An 18,625-nucleotide genomic window follows, 5' to 3' on the forward strand; every position below is an offset into this window, starting at 1 on the left:
CGATGCCCTGGCCGCCGCCGAACACACCCGAGGCAACCTCGCTGGAGCGCTCATACACACCAACCACGGAGCCCAGTACACCAGCCGGGCCTTCGCCGACGCCTGCCGTCAAGCCGGCGTCCGCCAGTCCATGAGCGCGATCGGCTCCAGCGCGGACAACGCACTCGCCGAGTCCTCCAACGCGACCTTCAAACGCGAGACGCTCCAGGGCCGCAAGACCTGGCCCAGCAAACGCGAGACCCTACTCGACGCGTTCGGCTGGCTCAACCGCTACAACACCCGACGCCGTCACTCCCACCTCGGACAACGCAGCCCCATCGCCTACGAGACAGCGCTCGCCACGACAGCAACTACCCTGGCCCAAGCCGCATAGCCCGTGTCCATAAATCCGGGTTAAGGCCCAGCAGATGCTCGCCCTCCTCGTCGTCCAGTTGGAAGCCGCCTGCACCGCGGCCGACGACTTCGCCGGGGTGGTGGAGCAGGCGTGGCACTCGGACGTTGAGAGCTTCCTCAGCTTCCCCGGCCTGGGCGTCCAACTCGCGACCCGGGTGTTGGCCGAGATCGGGGACGATCGGATCTTGCCCGCGTGGGTATAGACGGTGAGATCCTCGGGCCGGTCAACAACGTGGCCGAGGCCGCGGCGTTCCCGCGCCGCGCCCGGCTGGAGATGGGCCGACGGACGTGAGCGGGGTGCCGTGGATCTACTGGCGCGGCGCGGGACCCGAGCGCTGGGGCCCGCCGAGGGGTGGTTGGAGGCCGGTCCCGGTCGGCGGCACCGCAGGTCGAGCGCTCGGGGTGAGGACCCCACCTTGCGGTGCGTCGCCGTGCAATCGTGCGATCAGGGCGTGAAGTGCGGGCATCTCGGCGCCTTCGGCTTCTCCGTACCCCAGCACGTCTTGGATCAGCCGACGGTCCTGGCGGTTCATCTTGCCGCCGTGGTGATACCTGTTGAACTCGGGAAGATTGAGCGGCAGCATGTCATGCTCCCACTGACCGAAACACCTCGGGATTCCCTCGGCGGTGATCTGCGCGCCGGCTGTGCGCCCCGTCGGCCCATACACGGACAGACGCAGAACTTCACGCCGGGCCTCGATACCGAGCCACGTCTCGTCGTCCGGGTCCACGTCCGCGACCGACGGCCAGTCCAACAGCTCGCATGCCATTCGCGAACAGTGGTGGAGGCTCAATTCGTACGCTTCCGTCGGGGTGATCGCACACTTCGAGAGACTGTTGCCGTCCCACAGTGCGGCGAAATCGTGCGCCTCCTGTGGCGCGCTGTCGGTGACGATGAAGTCGTGCGGCAACGGACGCCTGCGGTAGGCGTAATCGGCCTCGGCGAGCAAGCCCGCGTTGACGCCGGCGTGCGGCGGCAAGGTCACGCACTGCGCCTCGTGGACATGGAGGCCGGTTCCGCCTGCGGTAACCTGTGTGTCCGCGAGCGCGGAGCGTTTTAGGAACCAGGACCTGAGCCCGATCCCCACGGAAAAGAGGATCACTCGCGTCGGTGTGTTGCGGAACGCACGTCCGACCTCGTCTACCAGTTTTTCGCCGGCTTCCGCTCGAAGGGCCGCCCCGTCGAGCGTGATGACCACGAATTCGAATGAGGTGCCCGCCAACTCGGTGGCGTCGGTGCGGGTGGTGTCCGTCACCGTGGTGACCTCCGGTGCGTGCCAGGACTCCAGCCTGGCGAAGGCCAGCACGCTGCCGTGTCTGCGGCCGCCCGCCCCAGGGGCCAGAGTGGGCGGGGCCCGCGTTGCGGAGCATGACACGATCCGAGCGCAGGCGCTCGATGAGGACCACGGGCAGGCTGGCCAGGGTAGGGGGAGAGGTAGGCGCTTGTCGTACCCGGCGTCCATCACGATCAGCATGTCGCGGTCGCGCAGGCCCAAGGCACCTGCATGCCGAAGTAGTTCACGGAAAGCAATCACACCCGCAGTGAAGGGATGGCCCACACGTCTATGTCATGGCACTGCAGCAAACCGTACGGTCCGATGGCTACGCCAGTACATGCTTTCTCATTTACTCCTGGTTCGGTTCAACGGCGATGGCCTCGATGAGGCTGGTGCTCGACGAAACCATAGGCAGCACGCGTTTGACGTGGAATCCTGCCCTGCCCAGTAGCGTCTCGAACTGCTCGCGCGTGCGCTCTTGTCCGCCGTTGAGGACGAGCATCACCATGTCCAGGATCTTGCTGGCTGCTGGATCGTTTCCTGGTTCGATGACTGACTCCGCGACGAGCAGTGTGCCGCCCGTGGGTATCGCCGCGCGCACACTCGTTAGAATCTCGATGCAGTTCTCGTCATTCCAGTCGTGCAGCACCCACTTGAGTATGTAGGCGTCGCCGCCCCCAGGAACGGAGTCGAAGAAGTCGCCGCCGACGACCTTTGCGCGGTCGGCCAGCCCTGCCGACCTCAGCAGCGCGTTACTGACCACGTGTGGCTGGTCGAACACGATGCCGCGGACGCCGGGAGTGGCGGCGAGTACGCCCGCGATGAGCGCGCCTTCGCCACCGCCCACGTCGACCACAGTGCCGAACGAGCTGAAGTCGTAGGCCGCCACCATGTCGTCGATCATCACCTCGGATTCGCGGGACATCACCTGGTTCATCAGGTCGTTCGCCTCGGACCGATCGGCGTGATACTGCCACACCGGTTCACCGAACGCTTTGGTGAACGCCTCCTCGCCGGTACGGATCGAATGCGCCATCTCGCCCCACGCGGGATACAGCAAGCCGAGGGTGTGCAGTACGAACGGTCTCAGTGAACCGGGAATGTCCGAGCGCAGCGCGTTCGCCCTCGGCGTTGTGATGAACGTGCGCGGAGCGGTCTCGCTGAACAGACCGACGCTCGCCAGCAACCGCAGCAATCGATACAGCGATGGTTCGTGCGTGCCGGTGGCCTCCGCGAGTCGGGCGCTGCTGGCGGGACCGGTAGCGAGGTGGTCGGCGATCCGCAATTCCGCGGCCACATGTATCGCCCGGGCGGTGAGCAGGTTCAAGGCAATGTCGAACAGGCCTGTGCGGTCGATGGTCACGTCGTTCATCGGGTGGCTCCGGGGTCAGGTGCGGTCTCTGAGAGGACGCGTGCCAGCTCCGCACGCAGGAGTGCGGCGAACACGTGAACATGCCGGGGGCCGATCATGGTGTAATGCTCGCCCGGCACGTCGACGTACTCGACAGGTTCGCGGGTGTGTTCGTCCCAGCGCCGCAGTTCCTTCTCGACCCAGTCATGACGGGTGCCGCGGAGAGGGTCGGCGCAGAACACGGTCATCGCCCGCACCTGCCCTGTGGGGTGGTAGGTGCGGCCGAGCGAGGTCAGACCGTGTGCGAGATCGGCCCATGCGCTGAGCTGGGGCAGATCCAGGTCCAACTGGGCGAGTCTGCCCGGCGGGGCGAGGTCCAGCAGTGTGGCGATCTGATCGGTCTTCGGCAGCGGTCGCAATCTGCTGGGCAGTCGGCCCGCGTCGTCGGCGCCCACCAGGCCCAGGAACATCGCCAGATTGACTGCGGTCTCGATGAAGTCGAGCTCGTCCATACGGTACTTGATGTGTGGCGGGAGGTTGAAGCTGCCGAGGAAGGCCACGTGTTCGCTATCGGCCTCCAGCACCTTGGCGATCTCGAACGCGACGGCCGCGCCGAAGGAGTATCCGGCAAGCGCGTACGGGCCGTGTGGTTGGACACGGCGGATCGCCGCGACGTACGACTGGGTCATCTCGGTGAAGCTACCGAAGGGCTTCTCTCCGGGGTTGAAGCCACGGGCTCGCAACGCGTGGAACGGCCGCTCGCGCGCGAAGTGCTTGGCCAGGTTGACGAACACCAGAACCTCGCCGACGCCGGGGTGCACGCAGAACAAGGGAATCCCCTGGCCACTTGCCTGCAGCGTCACCACGGGGTCGTAGTTGCTGCCGGCCATGGAAGGCGCCCCGATGAGCCGGGCCAGCTCACGTACGCTCGGAGCGCGCAATACATCGAGCACTGCTAGTTCGACACCCAGTCTGGCCCGTACCGTTCGCGCAAGGCGCAGCACGTCGAGCGAGGTCCCGCCCAGGTCGAAGAAGCCGATCGTGGCACTGATCGCGGTGCGACCGAACAGCTCGGCGTAGATCTCGGCCAGTACCGCCTCGGTCGGTCCCTGAGGAGCGCTGTACTCACCGACCGCATTGGCGACCAACGCAGAGACCTCGTGTTCTCGTTCGGTGTAGGTCTCGGCTTCCCAACGAGCTCGCAGCACGCCACGCTGCACCTTTCCCAGACTGGTCTTCGGGAACTCCGAGCGGGGCAGAGGAAGGAGCACCGCGGGCCGGAAACCCCAGTGCAGGACTACCCGATCGCGGACCCTGGCGACCACACGAGGCAGCTCTTCCTCCGGGACCGTGGCGGCGAACAGAACAGCCAACTCCTCGGTATCGCTGCCGGGCGGCCGGACGGGGAACACAGCCACGAAGGATCGGGCGACACCTTGGACGCCTTCCAGGACGGATTCGAGGTCGTGGCTGTAGTAGTTGACACCATTGACGATGATGCTGTCCTTGCTGCGCCCCGCCAGCGTAAGACGACCATCCTTGAGCCTGCCGATGTCACCGGTGCGGAGCCAACCCTCCGGCGTGAGCGCGGCAGCCGTGGCGGCGGCATCGCGATAGTAGCCAGGCGTCACCATGGGGCCACGCAGCCACACCTCGCCGGGTGTGCCTGCGGGCATCTTGGTACCAGTCGCCGGGTCGGTGATGCGGACGTCCAGCCCTGTCACCGGGCGGCCGACCGCCGCGAACTCGCCGTCCGTGTCGGCGTCAGGGAACTCACGGTTATAGAGGGACCCCGCGCAGGTCTCGGTCATGCCGAACGCGGGCCACAACGCCGTTCGCGGGAGCCCGTGCGGTGCGAGCAGGTCGAGGAAACGCTTCCCGGTGGCGACCGGATTGGCCTCGCCGCCGGAGACGATGCGGTCAACGTGGGAGAGATCGATTCCGTCGCCGAGCGGGCTGACACCGAGCCGGGCATTGATCAGACCCAGCAGGAAGTTGGGGGTGAACGTTGCTGTTACCCGATGGGCGGACAACGTGCGCAGGAACACCACCGGGTCGGAGAGTACCCGTTGCGGTGGTATGTGCAGCTGCATTGCACCAGTGGCGAGCGGTAGGAGATGTCCTTCCAGCACCGCCGCGACATGGTCGTAGGACACCCAATTGAATGTGACATCGTCGGGCCGTGCACGGTGAGCTTCGGCTTTCGCCCGCATTGACGCGACCAAGTTGGCGTGGGTGAGTTGCACGGCCTTCGCCGCGCCGGTCGATCCGGATGTCAGGACCAGCAGCGCCAGGTCCTCTGGTCGTGCCGTGACGTCTACGGAGGGCAGCTGTGTATCCCCGGTGGCGAGTTCGGTCAGGTCGGCGACATCGAGCCCGGCCACCGCAGGCATGCGCGCGCGCAGCTCGCGCGTGGTGAGTACGAGCGGATCGTCCAGCAGAACGGCAATGTGGCGGAGTTGGGTCACCCAGCGCTGAGGATCGTCGCGCAGTGGTGTCAGTGGACAGGCGGTGAGCCTGCCGAGCAGGCATGCCCACAGGGCAGGCAGAAAGTCTTGCGGCTCCTCGAGCACCAGCGCAACTGCCCGGCCTGGGCGTGCCCCACGGGCCCGCAGGGCGTAGAGCAGCCTGGTTGCCTCGGCCAGCAGATCCGGGTAGCGCATCGTTCGCGGGGCTGCCTCAGGGTCATCGCCGAGGAAGCCGATGCCGTTGTCGGGGTGCTCGCGCGCGGCGCGCCACAACAGTTCCGACGCGGTCATGGGCATGCACTGCTCGTCATGCGCGGAAGAGGGTGTACATTCCACGTTCACGTTCGTGCTCCCGCCTTGTTGGGGGTGGTCCGTCCGGGAAGAAGCACGATGCGAGCCGTGAGCCGGGACGCGTCCTGCCACGACTGTGCGACGTCGGCCAGGGGACGAGCCTCGGCTTCAACGATGAGGTCGCCCACCGCGACCGGAGCGGCCAGATCGGCCAGGCCGGCGACGATTGTGTCCGTGCTGAGCGCCCCTCGGCCGCTGCCGACGATGTCGATATGGCATGAACGCAACGCGGCCGACGGCAGCGATGCATGGGGGCCTGCAGCCGAACCGATCTCCACCCAGGTGAGCTTGTGGCCTGGATCGCGACGGTGGGCGGCGATGGCCGCCATGATGGCTGCGGTCGGAGTTCCCCACACGTAGTCGAGCACGACATCGACATCAGCCGCGGTGGCGCCGAGCAACTCGGGATCACCGATCGCTACGACATCGGTCGCGCCCAGTGCGGGAAGTTCCGCGAGCCTCCCGGAATCGCGGCCTGCGGCGATCACCTTCCGGGCGCCCAGCAGCGCCGCGATGCGCACGGCCATCCGGCCGGAGTTGCCTGTGGCGCCGAGTACGAGCACATCCTGGCCGGCCCGGAATTGAGTGCGTCCGCGCAGTGCCAGCCACGCCGACATGGCGGGGTTCATAGTGGCGGCCACAGCGACCGGGTCGGCATCAGGCGGCAGCGGCACGATATGCCGGGTGTTCACCACGACCTGCTCCGCCATGGCTCCGCGGTATTTCGATTCGAACAAGATGAAGTAGTACAGCACTCCGTCGCCGTCTTGACCGACACCGTCGATTCCCGGCGTGAAAGGCACTGCCTGCGGACTCATGTAGTGCGTTCCGTCAGCCTGAGCACGCACGATGGGGTGCAGACCGACGGCGAGGACGTCGAGCAGCACGTTGTCGGCGCCAACGATCGACGGGGCGGGCTGTTCCACGAACTCGGGGGGCGAACCGAAAGAGACGACTGAGGCGGCCTTCATCATGAGTCCTTACGTCTTCTCGGAATCGGGGTGTTTTTACATGGGGGCCAGTTTGAGGATGTGCGGCACCCCAGGCCTTGGGACCCACTCGAAGTTGCCGAGACATCTGTATCAATCGCCGAGCTGTCTGCCGGAGGGCAGCGCGAACTCAGGAAGCCACGTCGCGCTTACCGTACGGCTTTGTCCAAGGCCTGCACGCTGGCCGCCCCGCCCACCGGTAACCTGCACAACTCACGGGTAACAATGGTGATCCACCACGAAAATGCCAACGCCACCCCATCGAGTTGTGGAATCACGCTCTTTCCATCTCTCCGCCACACCGCTGGACGCGATGGCAGCCAGCCCCGGGACCGAGCACCTCTGACTTGCGCGAGCTCAGCTGATGAGGCCATGCTCGGACGGGATGCGCACAGGTCGCAGTGGTCCCGCAGGGAGTCGATGTCAGGCGTTCGCCTTTTCTCGTCGCCCTAACAGTCGGACGGAGGACTGTAGCCGATCACGAACTCGAGCACTGCGCGTAACTGGTTCGGCCAGTGGTCATTGGACGGGCTCCGGTGCAGCGGGCCGTTCGTGTGTAAACCGAGGGCTGAGCGTGAGGGCTCGCGACCTGCCTGTCCCGCATATTGCAGACCCCAACATGCCATCTGTACCCCTCAGTTAGACCCGGCGTTCCGTCTCGCCCATCGTCACTTTTCGAAGTAGATCTTGTCAAGACCGAACGTTCTACCTATATTACGTCGGGGCTGGCTCTCCAAGCCACGCTCAGCACTACGGAAAGAGTGCAGGCTACGACCACCGTGCCTGGCTCGCGGCTGCCAAGTCCTACCGCAGAGACGCCGCGCTATGATCCGCGGGGCCATAGACGACTCCGGCACCCCATAGCCGTGCAGCAGCGCAAGACGATGCCGCTTCCCAGTGAGATCGGGTCTGCGGCGGCCGAGGCAGTGATGCGTGGGAGGGGTCGTGCGGACCTCCCCAGGTGTCACGGTCCTTCCCACGCATCGCAGCTCGGTGCGTCTACGCGGATGATCCGTTCTCATGTCCTTCGGTCTGCCAGGTGTGTACGGCTGTCGCGAGGTGCTCCTGGAGGGGCGCCGGCATCGGCTTTCCGGTCGCGGCGTCCGTGATGGCCTGGGCGATCTCCCGCGGTTTTGTGTTGGTGTGCTGGGAGACGGCCAGCAGGATCTCCCACGCTTGTTGCGGCTGGCAGCCGTAGCCGACCATCAGCACGCCGCGCGCCATGTCGATCACGGGGCGGCTCTGCATCGCCTTCTTGAGCTGATCGCGCTCCTTGAGCAGTTCGGCGGCGGGATCGAACAGATGCCGGTCTTCGGTGCCGCCTTCTTTGGCCTGCTCAAAGGTGGCGTTGTGCCGTGGGGGAGGTCGCATGGCCTACGCCTGCCCTTCACTCCCACCGGCACACGCAAGCGCCAGTCAGTGGCCTGTTCCGTGCCACAGAAAGGCGTCGGTGACCGTCGCCCGGACGTCGAGCAGGGTGACGGCCCCGGTCAGTTCCAGTATCTGCAGCAACTCCTGCGAGGGCACCACACGCAAGGACACCTGATGCTTCGCCCGCAGCAGCCGGGTCAGGAACATCGAGCCGGCGAAGGTGACGCCTGAGGCGTCCAGCACCACCGGGGACTGGTCCCGTGCAGCACTCTCCACCGCGTTACCGAGCAGCTCCATGGTGTCCATGTCGGACGCGCTGCGGGCCACGACCACTGCGGCCTGGCCCTGCGCATACCAGCTCACCGTGGCTTCGGGTGCGCCCTCGTCCGGGCGAACTGCGCCGGCCCGCCCGATTCTTCATCGAGTCCACCTGTCATGTGCTGATTGTCGCGGACGAACGTCTCGGTGGGGACGGTGCGACGTCTTGCGGCCGGATCCTCAGCAGGCGTGGAAGGGCGCTGTGCCTTCCCCCATGAAGGGCACCGAGGTGCCATCGATCGGGGCTGCCAGAGGACGGATCCGGCGTTTCTGGCCGGAGGACAGGCGCACGTGGGCCTCGTGGGCACTGCGTACCTGGTCCACCATGGATGGCGGGATGCGGTTGAGGACACCGCCCCACACGCCCGTGTCCGGGAGGAACAGGCCCAGGTCGACCTCGACCGCGATCTGCTGATCACCGACGAACAGCAGAGCGTCATCACAACGCAGGTCAGCCCTCATGTCCTGTGTCCTCCAGCTAGATGAAATACAGCGTCCGGCACGGCAACGCGAGCATCGCCCTTCCACGACCGGAGCAGCCGACGGCATGGCGCAGCGCACCCAGCCAACGGGCCACACCCGGAACGGTCACGGCATCGTCACCAGCGGGCGGGTGCTCACGCTGCACGAGCTCGGGCCGAAGGGGCGCCCTGGTGCGAGGTGGTTGCCCCGCTCTACGATGCGGACGGAAACCGGCTTCCCGTCCGGCAGAGTGCGGGGGCCGGCTGCCGGCAGCGCCCCCTGGGCGTTGGCTGGGGCAGCCAGAGCACGCCGGGCCGGCGCCCGCTTTCGCCGTGCACTGTCCGCAGGCCCCGGCCCTCGGCCTCGCGGTAACTCGAGCCGGGGCGACTCCCGCGCGTCCCGTGCCGCAAGGGTGATCCCGCGTGTGGCCTTGCACGAAGGGGAATTGGGTGACGGCCTGTCCGCGGACGGAGTCCTGCTGGCCAATCAGCAGCACGTCGGCCAGGTCTCGGTGGCGGACGGAGCCGAACTGAGCGTTCTCACCGTGGCGTTCGTACATGGCGCAGATCTTGTCGGCGGCGTGGCCGAAGCCGCGCCACTGTCGGTGTATGCCGGATCGCACGGAGGGCCGTGCGATCCGGGCTGGTGGCTCAGAGGGCGGTGCCCCCCGAGGCGTCGATGACCTGGCCGGTGACCCATCCCCCGTCGTCGGAGGCGAGGAAGGCGGCAATGCCGGCGACGTCTTCCGGCTGTCCGAGCCGGCCGAGCGCCACGCGCGCCACCACCTGTGCCGCTGCCTGCTCGTTGTCGCGCAAACTGGCGTTGTTCCTGGTGAGGATGACGCCGGGAGCCACGGAGTTGACGGTGATCCCGCGGGGTCCGAGGTCCTTGGCCAGGGCGAGGGTGAATGCGTCCAGAGCTGCCTTGGCCGCGCCGTAGGCGATCATCTGCGGGGACGCGAGAGTGGCTGCGAGGCTGGAAATGTTGATGATTCGGCCCCCGTCGCGCAGCCGAGGCAGCGCGAGCTTCGTGATGAAGAAGGGCGCCTTCACGCTCGCCGCGTACACCTTGTCGAAGTCCTCCTCGGCGAGCTCGGCCAGCCTGGCGAAGCTGCCTTTGGCTGCATTGTTGACGAGGATGTCGAGCTTTCCGTCCTCCGCGTGCTCGTGGCCCGCCTCGTCAAAGGCTTCCCACAGACGGGCCGCGTCACCGTCGGTGCCCAGTTCCGTGTGCACGGCGAAGGCGCGCCCGCCGTTCGCACGGATACGTTCGACAGCGTCGTGGGCAGCCGTCTCGTCGTGGGCGAAGCCGATTCCGACAGCCGCACCGTCACGCGCGAATCGTTCAGCGATCGCACGTCCGATGCCGTGGCTGCCGCCGGTGACCAGTGCCACCTTGTTCTCCAGTGCTGACGACATAACAAATTCCTTAACAGATTTCTCTTGATCTTGACGACGGTCAGAAACGCCCTGTTCAGACTGCATTCGCGCCTGAACAGGAACAGGGAGGAGGTATCTCGCGACGAGCCGTCCCAGCGATAGCCCGGTAAGTCAGCTCGGCCGTGCCGGGTACGGTGCGGGCTTTCCTTCTGCGCCCGCCCTGAGGGTCGCTGCTGGCGTTGCCTGTCGCCCCGGAGGCAGGAACCAGCGAACAGTGGCGGCGCAGATCACAGCCAGAACGGCGCCGAACACGAAGACGGCCACGAACTGTTCCTCACGCGGTATCGGCACCGGTCCAGGGATCGGGTTACGAGTCGTCAGGGTCACCACGAACGCGGTCCCCAGCGACATACCGACCGAGCGGGCAATGGAGTTCACACTGTTGGCGACGGTGGTGTCGGCGGGCTCAACCTGGGCGTTGATCAGGGCGGGCAGGGTGGCGTACCCGAAGGTGACCGCCGTGCCGACGAGCAATACTCCGACGATGACCTGCCAGGTGGCCGAGTGCAGAACCGCGAGCATCGCGAATCCGATGCCGGCCAACGCTGCCGCGATCACCAGCGTTGCCCTGGCACCGAAGCGGGCGACGAGCCGACCGCCCATTGGCGCGGAGACCACACCGCTGGCCGAGGCCGGTAGCAAGTACACCAGGCTGGCGGAGAACACCGAGGCGTCAAAGCCGTAGTCAGCGACCGCGGGCGACGTCTGCACCAGCATGGTGATGGAGAGGAACACAGCGAACAGGGAGAAACCCAGGAACAACCCGACCGCGTTGGCCACCACGATCGGGCGCCTGCTGAGTATCTGGACGCTGACCAGTGGATACGTGACACGCTGCTCGACCAGGACGAACGCGAACAGTGCGACGACCGCGGCGCCCAGCGAGCCGAGCACCCGGGCCGAGCCCCAGCCCCAGCCATTGCCCTCTTCCAGCGGCAGGATCAGCAGCACCAGCCCGAGACCGAGCAGAGCCGCGCCCGCCCAGTCAAGGCTGCCGGAAGCCGCACCCGGTCGGCGAGGCAGGAGCAGCACTCCCGCCAGACCGATTGCTGCCAGTGCGGTGGAAAGCCAGAACAGGTTGTGGTAGTCGCCGCCGCCCCGCATGAGCAGCCCGGTGACCACGAGCCCGGCCCCGGCGCCCACGGAGAGCATGCCGCTGGTCACGGCCATGGCACCAGTCAGGCGTTTCGGTGGCAGTTCCTCCCTCAGCACACCGATGGACAGCGGGAAGAGCCCGTAGCTGGCGGCCTGGGCGACCCGGGCGACGAGCAGCAGCGCGAGGCTGGAAGTTGTGGCGGCGAGCACCGAGCCGAGCAGTACCACGCTCAGCACCCCGACCATGACCGGACGTCGGCCGTACAGGTCTCCTAGCCGGCCGACTACCGGCGTAAGGACTGCGGCCGCGAGCAAGTTGGCGGTTACCGCCCAGTTGGCCGAGCTGGTGGAGACGCCCAGGTCGGCCTGGATGGCGGCGATGACCGGGACAAACAGCGTCTGCAAGGCGGAGACAAGCAGTACCGCGTAGCAGGCGACGGGCAGAACAGAGCGTGTTCCTAAAGACATGTACGTCAAAGTAGACGCACGATCTGTGATCGTCAACGCGGTGTCAAAAATAAAAGGCATGCGTCAATTTTCTCTGACGTCTGGTACGCTCAGGCTGTGTCAGCTATCACGAGCCGCCGCACCCCCACCAAGGGCGACCAGCGGGAGCAAGCCTTGATCGAGGCCGCGCGAGCCGCCTTCCGGGAGCGGCCGACCAGCCAGGTGACAATCGACGAACTCGCCAAAGCCGTCGGCATCACGCGCTCCGGTTTTTACTTCTACTTCGATTCCAAGCAAGCGCTGCTGGCCGCCGTCATCGACCAGGGCATCGCCGAGGCCGACCTGGAGATGGCCGAGTGGCTTGCCTCCGACGGTCTCGACCGGAGCGCACTGCGCCGAGGCCTGGCTGCCGGGTTGGCTCGCTGGAAGGTCGACGGGCTCTGGCTGCGCGAGGCGTTCATCACGCCCGACCCCGGCCCCGACGTGCAGCAGATCCGCGACCGGTTCGTCGACCAGGGCTGTTCACTTTTCGCCAAGCGCTTGGAGCGCGACGCGCGCACCGCAGCGGTGGCCGGCGGCCCGCCGGACCTGCTCGCCAAAATGGCTGTCCACTTGCGCAGCGCGATGTTCGCCGACGTCTACGCGAACCCCGGCTCCTATAACGAGGACGAGCTGCTCGACACACTCACCGACGCGATCCTCCTCCTGCTCTATGGTGTGAATTCCGACGACGCGAGTCCCACCGACGCCGCACACTGAGCCGGTGAGGGCGACGCTGCAGAGCTGCCGGTCCGGCCAATACGGGGCAGGCGGCCGGGGCACCGCCTTCGGCGCGCGGCTGGCGGTCGGGATCGTGGTGCTCACCGGTCCGCTCCCGTCTCCCAGAGCACTGCCCCAGGCCGCCGCCGGGTGTCCTCGTTACCGAGCCGCTTGAGCTTGCGGCGGACTCGTTCGCCTGCCGCCTCGGGATATGACGAGCGGCTTGAGGCGGCTCGTCGGAGGCTTCGGCCGGAGGACTGATCGAGCGGCCTGAACTCCTCAGCTGGCTGCGGCGGGTTGGGGTTCGTAGAAGGTACCGTCGTGGAGCATCGCGAAGAGGACGTCGGCTTGTCGTCGGGCGAGGCAGAGCAGGGCCTGGGTGTGGTGCTTGCCCTGGCTGATCTTCTTGTCGTAGTGGGTCCGTGATTCGGGGTCGCCCAGGGCAGCGAACGCGGGGAGGAAGAAGGCCCGTTTGAGCTGTTTGTTTCCCCGCCGGGAGGGCTGTTCGCCGCGGATCGAGGAGCCTGAGCTCCGGGTCGCCGGGGCGAGGCCCGGATAGGCGGCGAGGTGGCCGGCGGTCGGGAAGGTGCTGCCGTCGCCGACCGTCGACGCAGCGGTCATCCACACCCTGGCGACTTGCGAATGGGTCAAGAAAGGACTGCCACTCTGTCTGATCGGCGACTCGGGCACCGGCAAGTCCCACCTGCTGATCGCGCTCGGCACCGAGGCCGCCATGGCTGGCTTCCGGGTCCGCTACACCACCAAGCTGGTCAATGAGCTCGTCGAAGCTGCGGATGAGAAGATCCTGACCAAGACCATCGCCCGCTACGGACGCGTCGACCTTCTCTGCATAGACGAGCTGGGCTACATGGGGCTGGACCGCAGGGGCGCTGAGCTGCTGTTCCAGGTGCTGACGGAGCGCGAGGAGAAGAACAGCGTCGCCATCGCTTCCAACGAGTCGTCTGGAGCGTGGACGAGAACGTTCACGGATCCACGGCTCTGCGCGGCCATCGTCGACCGCCTCACCTTTGGCGGGAACATCATCGAAACGGGCACGGAGTCCTACCGATTCGCCAGCACCAGGGCGGCCCGGGCGCAGGACGCTGCCGCAGGCTGACCAACATCAATTTCATCGTCGTCACCACGATGGCAGAAACCCACCCCTGCAGAGACAGAGCCGAGATCAAAGCAGCTCCCAGCCACTAGGGTCTGGGCATGGTCAAGCACGTGCCGTTCACCGGCGGCGAGAAGGAAAGCCTGCACACTGCCCTGGACCGACACCGCGACGCGGTCCTATGGAAGCTTGAGGGCCTTGACGAGGACCAGCTGCGCCGCTCGGTGACTCCGTCGGGCACGAGCCTGATCGGGATGCTTAAGCACCTCGTCGGCGCCGAACTCGGCTGGTTCTGCCTGACGTTCGGCCGTGAGTGCGACCCTCTTCCCTTCGAAGTCGAAGGCGACGAGGCGTCCGACTGGCACGTGGCTGCTGACGAGCCGGTCAAAGACATCCTGGACTTCTATGCCCGCGCCCGGGTTGCCGCCAACGAGGCGATCGAAAGCCTCGACATCGACGCCACCGGCACTGCCTTCGCGTTCTTCGACGGCGCCACCGTTTCACTGCGCTGGACACTGATCCACATGATCGAAGAAGTCGCCCGGCACGCGGGTCATGCCGACATCCTGCGCGAGTCCATCGACGGCTTCACCGGAGATCACAACTGGGGCTGACGCAACTACCGATCGAGGCTCGCCCCGATCGGCTTCTGACCCAAGACGTCCGGAGGCCCCACTCCCGCAACGACACATCCGCTGCCACGGAAGCTCGGCTGCTTCAGCGTTGTCAGTTCTCATCGACATTTCCGAGCCGTTTGATCGCTAAGTGCTGCCAAGAACCATCGACAAACGTTGCCCGCTCCCGCTTACGAAACGAGTGACAAGCCGTCGGCGTCCGGCCTTGCGGATCTGAGCCGGGGAACCGAAGCGTTCCAGCAGTGTCAGGACGGCCGGGTGCTGGATGCGCGGGCCGACAACTCGCTCCAGGTGGGGGTGGATCTGGGTCATCAGCAGCCCACGGAGCCGGTTGGCGACCCGAGTGGCCTCACCTGCGAGGTCGTCGTCGAAGCCCACGATCATCTTCAGCTCGGCGATGGTCTCGTCGGTGAGCTCGATGGACCGCAGTGTGTGTGGCATCGCCCGGGCGGCGTCCGCGATGATGAACGCGTCGCGGGCATCGGTCTTGGCCTCGCCCGGGTAGAGGTCGGCGATCCGCCGCATCGTCAGTCCGGGCAGGTAGTAAGCGCCTCGAGCCCGGCGGTCTTGCAGACTGAAAGAGATCGGAGGTGTCCGACGGGCTCCCCGATGTCACGATCCGGGGACGTCGTGGCGTACGTCTGAAGAGAATTCCTGGAGGCCGATCACCTGGAGCAGTTCTAGGCGTTCGCGGCTGTCGCGGTCGGCTGGGGTGAGCACCATCAGCCGCTGCTGCTGGTCAAGTGCGACGAGAGTTTCGACGTCAAGGAGCAGTGGGCCCACCCGCGGGTGGATCAAGGTTTTGCGGTCGGTCCGTTTGACGGCCACCTCGTGCTCGGTCCACATCCTGCGGAAGTCGTAGCTCTTCGCCCGGAGTCGTGCGACAAAGGCGGCAACGTCAGGATCGCCGGAGCGTCGGCCCACAGCCGAGCGCAGGTCGGCCACGAGGTCGCGAGCGTGGCGTTCGTGCTGTTCGGGTGGGTGTGTGGCTCGGATGGCAGGTTCGGTGAACCAGCGATGCACGAGGTAGCGCCGGTCACCGGTGAACACGGTCTGGTCGCCCATCAGTAACTGGGATGCCTGGTTCTGGGCGAGAGCTTCGCCCATGTCGGTGAACACCACCGCCGGCGTGTTAGTGAGAAGGTCCAGCATGCGCACCAGGCCGGCGCGGGCAAGCTGAGCCAGCCCGTCGGTGGGCGGCGGCCGGTGGCCGGCGAGGTGGAACAAGTGGTCGCGTTCGTCGCCCGACAGGCGTAGCGCGCGGGCCAGCGCCTCGATCAGTTGGGCCGACGGTTGGCTGCTGCGACCTTGCTCCAGGCGGGCGACGTAGTCGACCGACATACCGGCGAGCATTGCCACGTCTTCGCGCCGCAGGCCGGGACTGCGGCGACGTGGTCCTGCGGCCAGCCCGACATCGCCTGGGTGAATCGCCTCACGGCGACGACGCAGGAAGTCGGCCAGTTGATCGCGCTCCATGAACTCATGTTCGCACGCGGACGGTGGCTCAACCAGGGAGCGGCTCTCCGAGGATAAAGCGTGCTCTGCCGCCTGAATCGCAGCCGTAGCAATGTGGGCGGCAGATCCACAGATGCACGAGCGGGCCTCGTTGAGCCCGATGAAAGGAAACTTGATGCGTACACGCACCTTCGGTACCGCTGGTCTAACCGTCTCCGCACTGGGTCTCGGTACGATGGGAATGTCGGGCAGCTACGGCCCTGCCGACCGTACCGAGAGCATCGCCACTGTGCGCGCAGCGCTGGATGCAGGCCTTACGTTGATCGACACTGCCGACTTCTACGCTGCTGGGCACAACGAGTTGCTGTTGGGTGAAGCGCTGCGTGGCAGGGAACGTGGCAGCTATCAACTGAGTGTGAAGTTCGGAATGCTCACCGCTCCGGGAGGCATGTTCATCGGGATTGACGGCCGTCCCAAGTCGATGAAGAACTTCCTCGTCCATTCTTTGACGCGTCTGGGTACCGACTACGTCGACGTGTACCGCCTCGCACGACTGGACCCGCTCGTGCCGATCGAGGAGACGGTGGGGGCGATGAAGGAAATGGTCGACGCCGGGTACGTACGGCACATTGGACTCTCAGAAGTCGATGCCGATGCCGTGCGCCGAGCCCACTCTGTGCACCCGATCAGCGACCTGCAGATCGAGTACTCACTGCTGACACGCCGCGCGGAAACCGACGTCCTGCCCACGCTGCGTGAACTGGGGATCGGCATGACCGCCTACGGCGTTCTCAGCCGCGGACTGCTGTCCGGACGCTGGGAAGCCGGTACCTCCATCAGCCCCGGAGACTGGCGCGCCTTCGACCCAATGTTCGCCAACGGGAACGTGGAGCACAACCTCGCCCTTGTAGAAGCCCTAGGGCAGTTCGCCAAAGCGAAGGGATGCACCGTCGCCCAACTCGCCATCGCCTGGGTGGCAGCCCAGGACGTCAGCATCGTGCCGCTGGTAGGTGCCCGTACTCGCGACCGACTCACAGAAGCGCTCTCCGCGATCGACCTACGGCTCACTGCGGACGATCTCGCCCGTATCGACGAGATGGTCCCGCACGGATCCTCACGCGGCGGCATCAGCGCGTCCGAAGGCCTGTCCCAGCTGGGCCTGGCCTGAGGAGGTCCCGTGTCACCCGAAGGAATTCACGCTAGCTCCCTTGCCGCCGCCGCAACCTACCTAGACGCGTTCGAGGCCGGAGACGTGACAGAAATGGCGAAGGTTCTCACTGACGACGTCGTCCACACCCTCGCGATGTCCTTCGACGGCGGTACCGAGCCCCATCTCGTCCTCACCGGCAAGGACCAAGTGCTCGGGTTCTTCTCCGACGTTTTGCAGCAAACCAGTCGGCGTGATCTGTCCGACCGGCGCGCCAACGCGGTCGCAGACGGGGAAGTTGTCTTCATTGAGGCCGTGGGAGAAGCCGTCCTCGCCAGCACAGAAACCCTCTACCGGAACGTGTACGTGTTCAAGTTCGAGTGCGCAGACGGGCAAGTGAGGCGCATCACCGAGTACGCCAACCCGGTCGCGGCCCACAAAGCGCTGCACATCCCGCTGGGATGACCGCGAGTTGCCGCCGTCGCTGTACAGCGAGTGCCCGCTCCCGTGCACAACGCCTCGCAGACCAGATCCGCATAACTCCACTCACGGCTGCGCTTCCGCATGGACGGCGTCAGCGTCGTCGGGGACGAAAGACGCGGTCGGCAGTGGACGTACTCAGCGACGGCGGCAACGGTCAAGCCGATGAACCCACCACGGTCTCGTGTTCACCGGCCCGGGCGGACGTCTTCACGAAAGGTACGCAGTGGACACCAAGGGCGCGTCCACGATCCAGAGCATCCCGCCGAACCAGGCCGGTGAGAACACCTTCCAGGTGTGGGGTTTTGACGCGGCCCAGAACAGTTGCCTGACCGGCTACTACGGCTTCAAGGTGAAGGGCGCTGAACAGCCCTCGGGGATCTGGCACCTGGACAGCACTCTCACCGACTCCACCACCGCCACCCAGCACCCGCTGATTTCCTCGGGCGCCACCTGGGACACGCTCGCCCGCAACGGCGCCGGCGGGGCGAAGCTCAACGGAACGAGCGCCCATCTCGCTACCTCCGGCCCGGTGCTGGACACCATCAAGTCCTTCAGTGTGTCCGCCTGGGTGCGGCTGACGAAGAAGGACGTCAACTACACCGCTCTGTCCCAGGCGGGCGCGAACGCCGCCGGGTTCCAGCTGTACTACTCCACCGCCTACGACGCCTGGATCTCAACCGGCACCAGACCGATGTCGCCAGTCCCGTGATCACGCGCTCGATCGGCGCCCGGCCGCCGGTCCTGAACGCCTGGACTCACCTGGCCGGCATCTACGACACGGCGGCGAACACCGTCCAGCTCTACGTCAACGGTGTCGCGCAGGAAGCCCGGTGCCGTTCCAGGTCATCCCGTGGAAGGCATCGGGCGGCCTGCAGGTTCTTCGTCTGCTGGTGGTACATCGTGCGCGTGGCGCTGACCGCGGAAAATGCGATGTGTGCGGAGTGGCCTGTGCCAACCGGTCCGTGTGTGGTCCGGATCTTGTTTCAGGACCACGTCGCGGGCTGGGAGGTGGACGAGTTCGCCCTGCGCGAGGGACACCGCTACGGCACGACCCTGATCGGCATCGAGACC

General features: G+C 66.2%; 16 protein-coding genes and 5 pseudogenes. 9 read left to right on the forward strand and 12 right to left on the reverse strand.

The window, feature by feature from the left end; translation table 11 throughout:
* A partial coding sequence (locus tag H293_RS0141765) for an integrase core domain-containing protein (RefSeq protein ID WP_020123723.1) occupies positions 1 to 373 on the forward strand: 373 nt, incomplete at its 5' end.
* A gap of 31 nt (positions 374 to 404) precedes the next feature.
* Positions 405 to 575 (forward strand): annotated as a pseudogene (locus H293_RS0141770) (IS110 family transposase); the annotation flags it as partial.
* Between the two features lie 126 nt (positions 576 to 701).
* Here H293_RS0141770 and H293_RS58720 read toward each other — a convergent pair.
* The 9 genes from H293_RS58720 to H293_RS51215 all read right to left on the reverse strand — a co-directional run bounded on the left by H293_RS58720 (position 702) and on the right by H293_RS51215 (position 12,018).
* Positions 702 to 1,700, reverse strand: a complete 999-nt coding sequence (locus H293_RS58720; RefSeq protein WP_020123725.1) for a hypothetical protein — start codon at positions 1,698 to 1,700, stop codon at positions 702 to 704.
* 319 nt (positions 1,701 to 2,019) lie between these two features.
* A complete protein-coding gene (locus H293_RS0141780; RefSeq protein WP_020123726.1) occupies positions 2,020 to 3,042 on the reverse strand; it encodes a methyltransferase in 1,023 nt (340 codons plus the stop codon).
* The gene (locus H293_RS0141785; RefSeq protein ID WP_020123727.1) at positions 3,039 to 5,786 is read right to left on the reverse strand and encodes a non-ribosomal peptide synthetase; all 2,748 of its coding nucleotides are present in this window, start codon (positions 5,784 to 5,786) and stop codon (positions 3,039 to 3,041) included. The genes H293_RS0141780 and H293_RS0141785 overlap by 4 nt, the downstream gene beginning before the upstream one ends.
* 41 nt (positions 5,787 to 5,827) lie before the next feature.
* Positions 5,828 to 6,814 (reverse strand): quinone oxidoreductase family protein, encoded by a 987-nt coding sequence (locus H293_RS0141790; RefSeq protein ID WP_259294653.1) that lies wholly within the window; start codon positions 6,812 to 6,814, stop codon positions 5,828 to 5,830.
* Between the two features lie 1,014 nt (positions 6,815 to 7,828).
* Positions 7,829 to 8,200, reverse strand: a complete 372-nt coding sequence (locus tag H293_RS51205) for an ANTAR domain-containing protein (protein WP_020123729.1) — start codon at positions 8,198 to 8,200, stop codon at positions 7,829 to 7,831.
* 45 nt (positions 8,201 to 8,245) lie between these two features.
* Positions 8,246 to 8,563, reverse strand: coding sequence for an STAS domain-containing protein (locus tag H293_RS51210; protein ID WP_020123730.1), 318 nt, complete (start codon positions 8,561 to 8,563; stop codon positions 8,246 to 8,248).
* Positions 8,564 to 8,698: 135 nt separating this feature from the next.
* Complete coding sequence (locus H293_RS0141805) at positions 8,699 to 8,980, reverse strand: hypothetical protein (protein WP_020123731.1); 282 nt, start codon at positions 8,978 to 8,980, stop codon at positions 8,699 to 8,701.
* Between the two features lie 650 nt (positions 8,981 to 9,630).
* The gene (locus tag H293_RS0141810; protein ID WP_020123732.1) at positions 9,631 to 10,398 is read right to left on the reverse strand and encodes an SDR family NAD(P)-dependent oxidoreductase; all 768 of its coding nucleotides are present in this window, start codon (positions 10,396 to 10,398) and stop codon (positions 9,631 to 9,633) included.
* Positions 10,399 to 10,530: 132 nt separating this feature from the next.
* A complete protein-coding gene (locus H293_RS51215; protein ID WP_199790258.1) occupies positions 10,531 to 12,018 on the reverse strand; it encodes an MFS transporter in 1,488 nt (495 codons plus the stop codon).
* Positions 12,019 to 12,078: 60 nt separating this feature from the next.
* Here H293_RS51215 and H293_RS51220 point away from each other — a divergent pair, with 60 nt between their 5' ends.
* On the forward strand, positions 12,079 to 12,720 hold the full coding sequence (locus H293_RS51220; RefSeq protein WP_051138236.1) for a TetR/AcrR family transcriptional regulator: 642 nt from the start codon (positions 12,079 to 12,081) through the stop codon (positions 12,718 to 12,720).
* A gap of 279 nt (positions 12,721 to 12,999) precedes the next feature.
* On the opposite strand, the pseudogene H293_RS51225 reads toward H293_RS51220, so the two are convergent.
* Positions 13,000 to 13,323 (reverse strand): annotated as a pseudogene (locus tag H293_RS51225) (transposase); the annotation flags it as partial.
* On the opposite strand from H293_RS51225, the pseudogene H293_RS51230 reads away from it, so the two are divergent.
* Positions 13,316 to 13,837, forward strand: a pseudogene (locus H293_RS51230) (ATP-binding protein); the annotation flags it as partial. The pseudogenes H293_RS51225 and H293_RS51230 sit on opposite strands and share 8 nt — an antisense overlap.
* A 98-nt stretch (positions 13,838 to 13,935) precedes the next feature.
* Positions 13,936 to 14,448, forward strand: coding sequence for a DinB family protein (locus H293_RS0141830; RefSeq protein WP_020123738.1), 513 nt, complete (start codon positions 13,936 to 13,938; stop codon positions 14,446 to 14,448).
* Positions 14,449 to 14,652: 204 nt separating this feature from the next.
* Here H293_RS0141830 and H293_RS0141835 read toward each other — a convergent pair.
* Positions 14,653 to 15,012 (reverse strand): annotated as a pseudogene (locus H293_RS0141835) (IS110 family transposase); the annotation flags it as partial.
* A 69-nt stretch (positions 15,013 to 15,081) separates the two neighbouring features.
* On the reverse strand, positions 15,082 to 15,945 hold the full coding sequence (locus tag H293_RS0141840; protein WP_033416326.1) for a helix-turn-helix transcriptional regulator: 864 nt from the start codon (positions 15,943 to 15,945) through the stop codon (positions 15,082 to 15,084).
* Positions 15,946 to 16,099: 154 nt separating this feature from the next.
* On the opposite strand from H293_RS0141840, the gene H293_RS0141845 reads away from it, so the two are divergent.
* The 4 genes and pseudogenes from H293_RS0141845 to H293_RS60750 all read left to right on the forward strand — a co-directional run.
* Positions 16,100 to 17,092, forward strand: coding sequence for an aldo/keto reductase (locus H293_RS0141845; protein ID WP_028808666.1), 993 nt, complete (start codon positions 16,100 to 16,102; stop codon positions 17,090 to 17,092).
* A 9-nt stretch (positions 17,093 to 17,101) separates the two neighbouring features.
* Positions 17,102 to 17,536, forward strand: coding sequence for a nuclear transport factor 2 family protein (locus H293_RS0141850; protein WP_078612840.1), 435 nt, complete (start codon positions 17,102 to 17,104; stop codon positions 17,534 to 17,536).
* A 241-nt stretch (positions 17,537 to 17,777) separates the two neighbouring features.
* Positions 17,778 to 18,263 carry a LamG domain-containing protein gene (locus H293_RS0141855; protein ID WP_028808667.1) on the forward strand — a complete coding sequence of 162 codons (486 nt, stop codon included), beginning with the start codon at positions 17,778 to 17,780 and terminating at the stop codon, positions 18,261 to 18,263.
* Positions 18,260 to 18,337 (forward strand): annotated as a pseudogene (locus H293_RS60750) (hypothetical protein); the annotation flags it as partial. The gene H293_RS0141855 and the pseudogene H293_RS60750, both read left to right, overlap by 4 nt.
* Positions 18,338 to 18,625: the final 288 nt, after the last annotated feature.

Origin of the sequence: Streptomyces canus 299MFChir4.1, from assembly GCF_000383615.1 — a bacterium.
Taxonomy (GTDB): Bacteria; Actinomycetota; Actinomycetes; order Streptomycetales; family Streptomycetaceae; genus Streptomyces; species Streptomyces canus_C.

Coding starts and splice junctions, on each gene's coding strand:
- H293_RS0141780 (WP_020123726.1), bottom strand. CDS start 3,042: ATGAACGACGTGACCATCGACCGCACAGGCCTGTTCGACATTGCCTTG.
- H293_RS0141785 (WP_020123727.1), bottom strand. CDS start 5,786: ATGCCCATGACCGCGTCGGAACTGTTGTGGCGCGCCGCGCGCGAGCAC.
- H293_RS0141790 (WP_259294653.1), bottom strand. CDS start 6,814: ATGATGAAGGCCGCCTCAGTCGTCTCTTTCGGTTCGCCCCCCGAGTTC.
- H293_RS51205 (WP_020123729.1), bottom strand. CDS start 8,200: ATGCGACCTCCCCCACGGCACAACGCCACCTTTGAGCAGGCCAAAGAA.
- H293_RS0141805 (WP_020123731.1), bottom strand. CDS start 8,980: ATGAGGGCTGACCTGCGTTGTGATGACGCTCTGCTGTTCGTCGGTGAT.
- H293_RS0141810 (WP_020123732.1), bottom strand. CDS start 10,398: ATGTCGTCAGCACTGGAGAACAAGGTGGCACTGGTCACCGGCGGCAGC.
- H293_RS0141830 (WP_020123738.1), top strand. CDS start 13,936: ATGGTCAAGCACGTGCCGTTCACCGGCGGCGAGAAGGAAAGCCTGCAC.
- H293_RS0141840 (WP_033416326.1), bottom strand. CDS start 15,945: ATGGAGCGCGATCAACTGGCCGACTTCCTGCGTCGTCGCCGTGAGGCG.
- H293_RS0141845 (WP_028808666.1), top strand. CDS start 16,100: ATGCGTACACGCACCTTCGGTACCGCTGGTCTAACCGTCTCCGCACTG.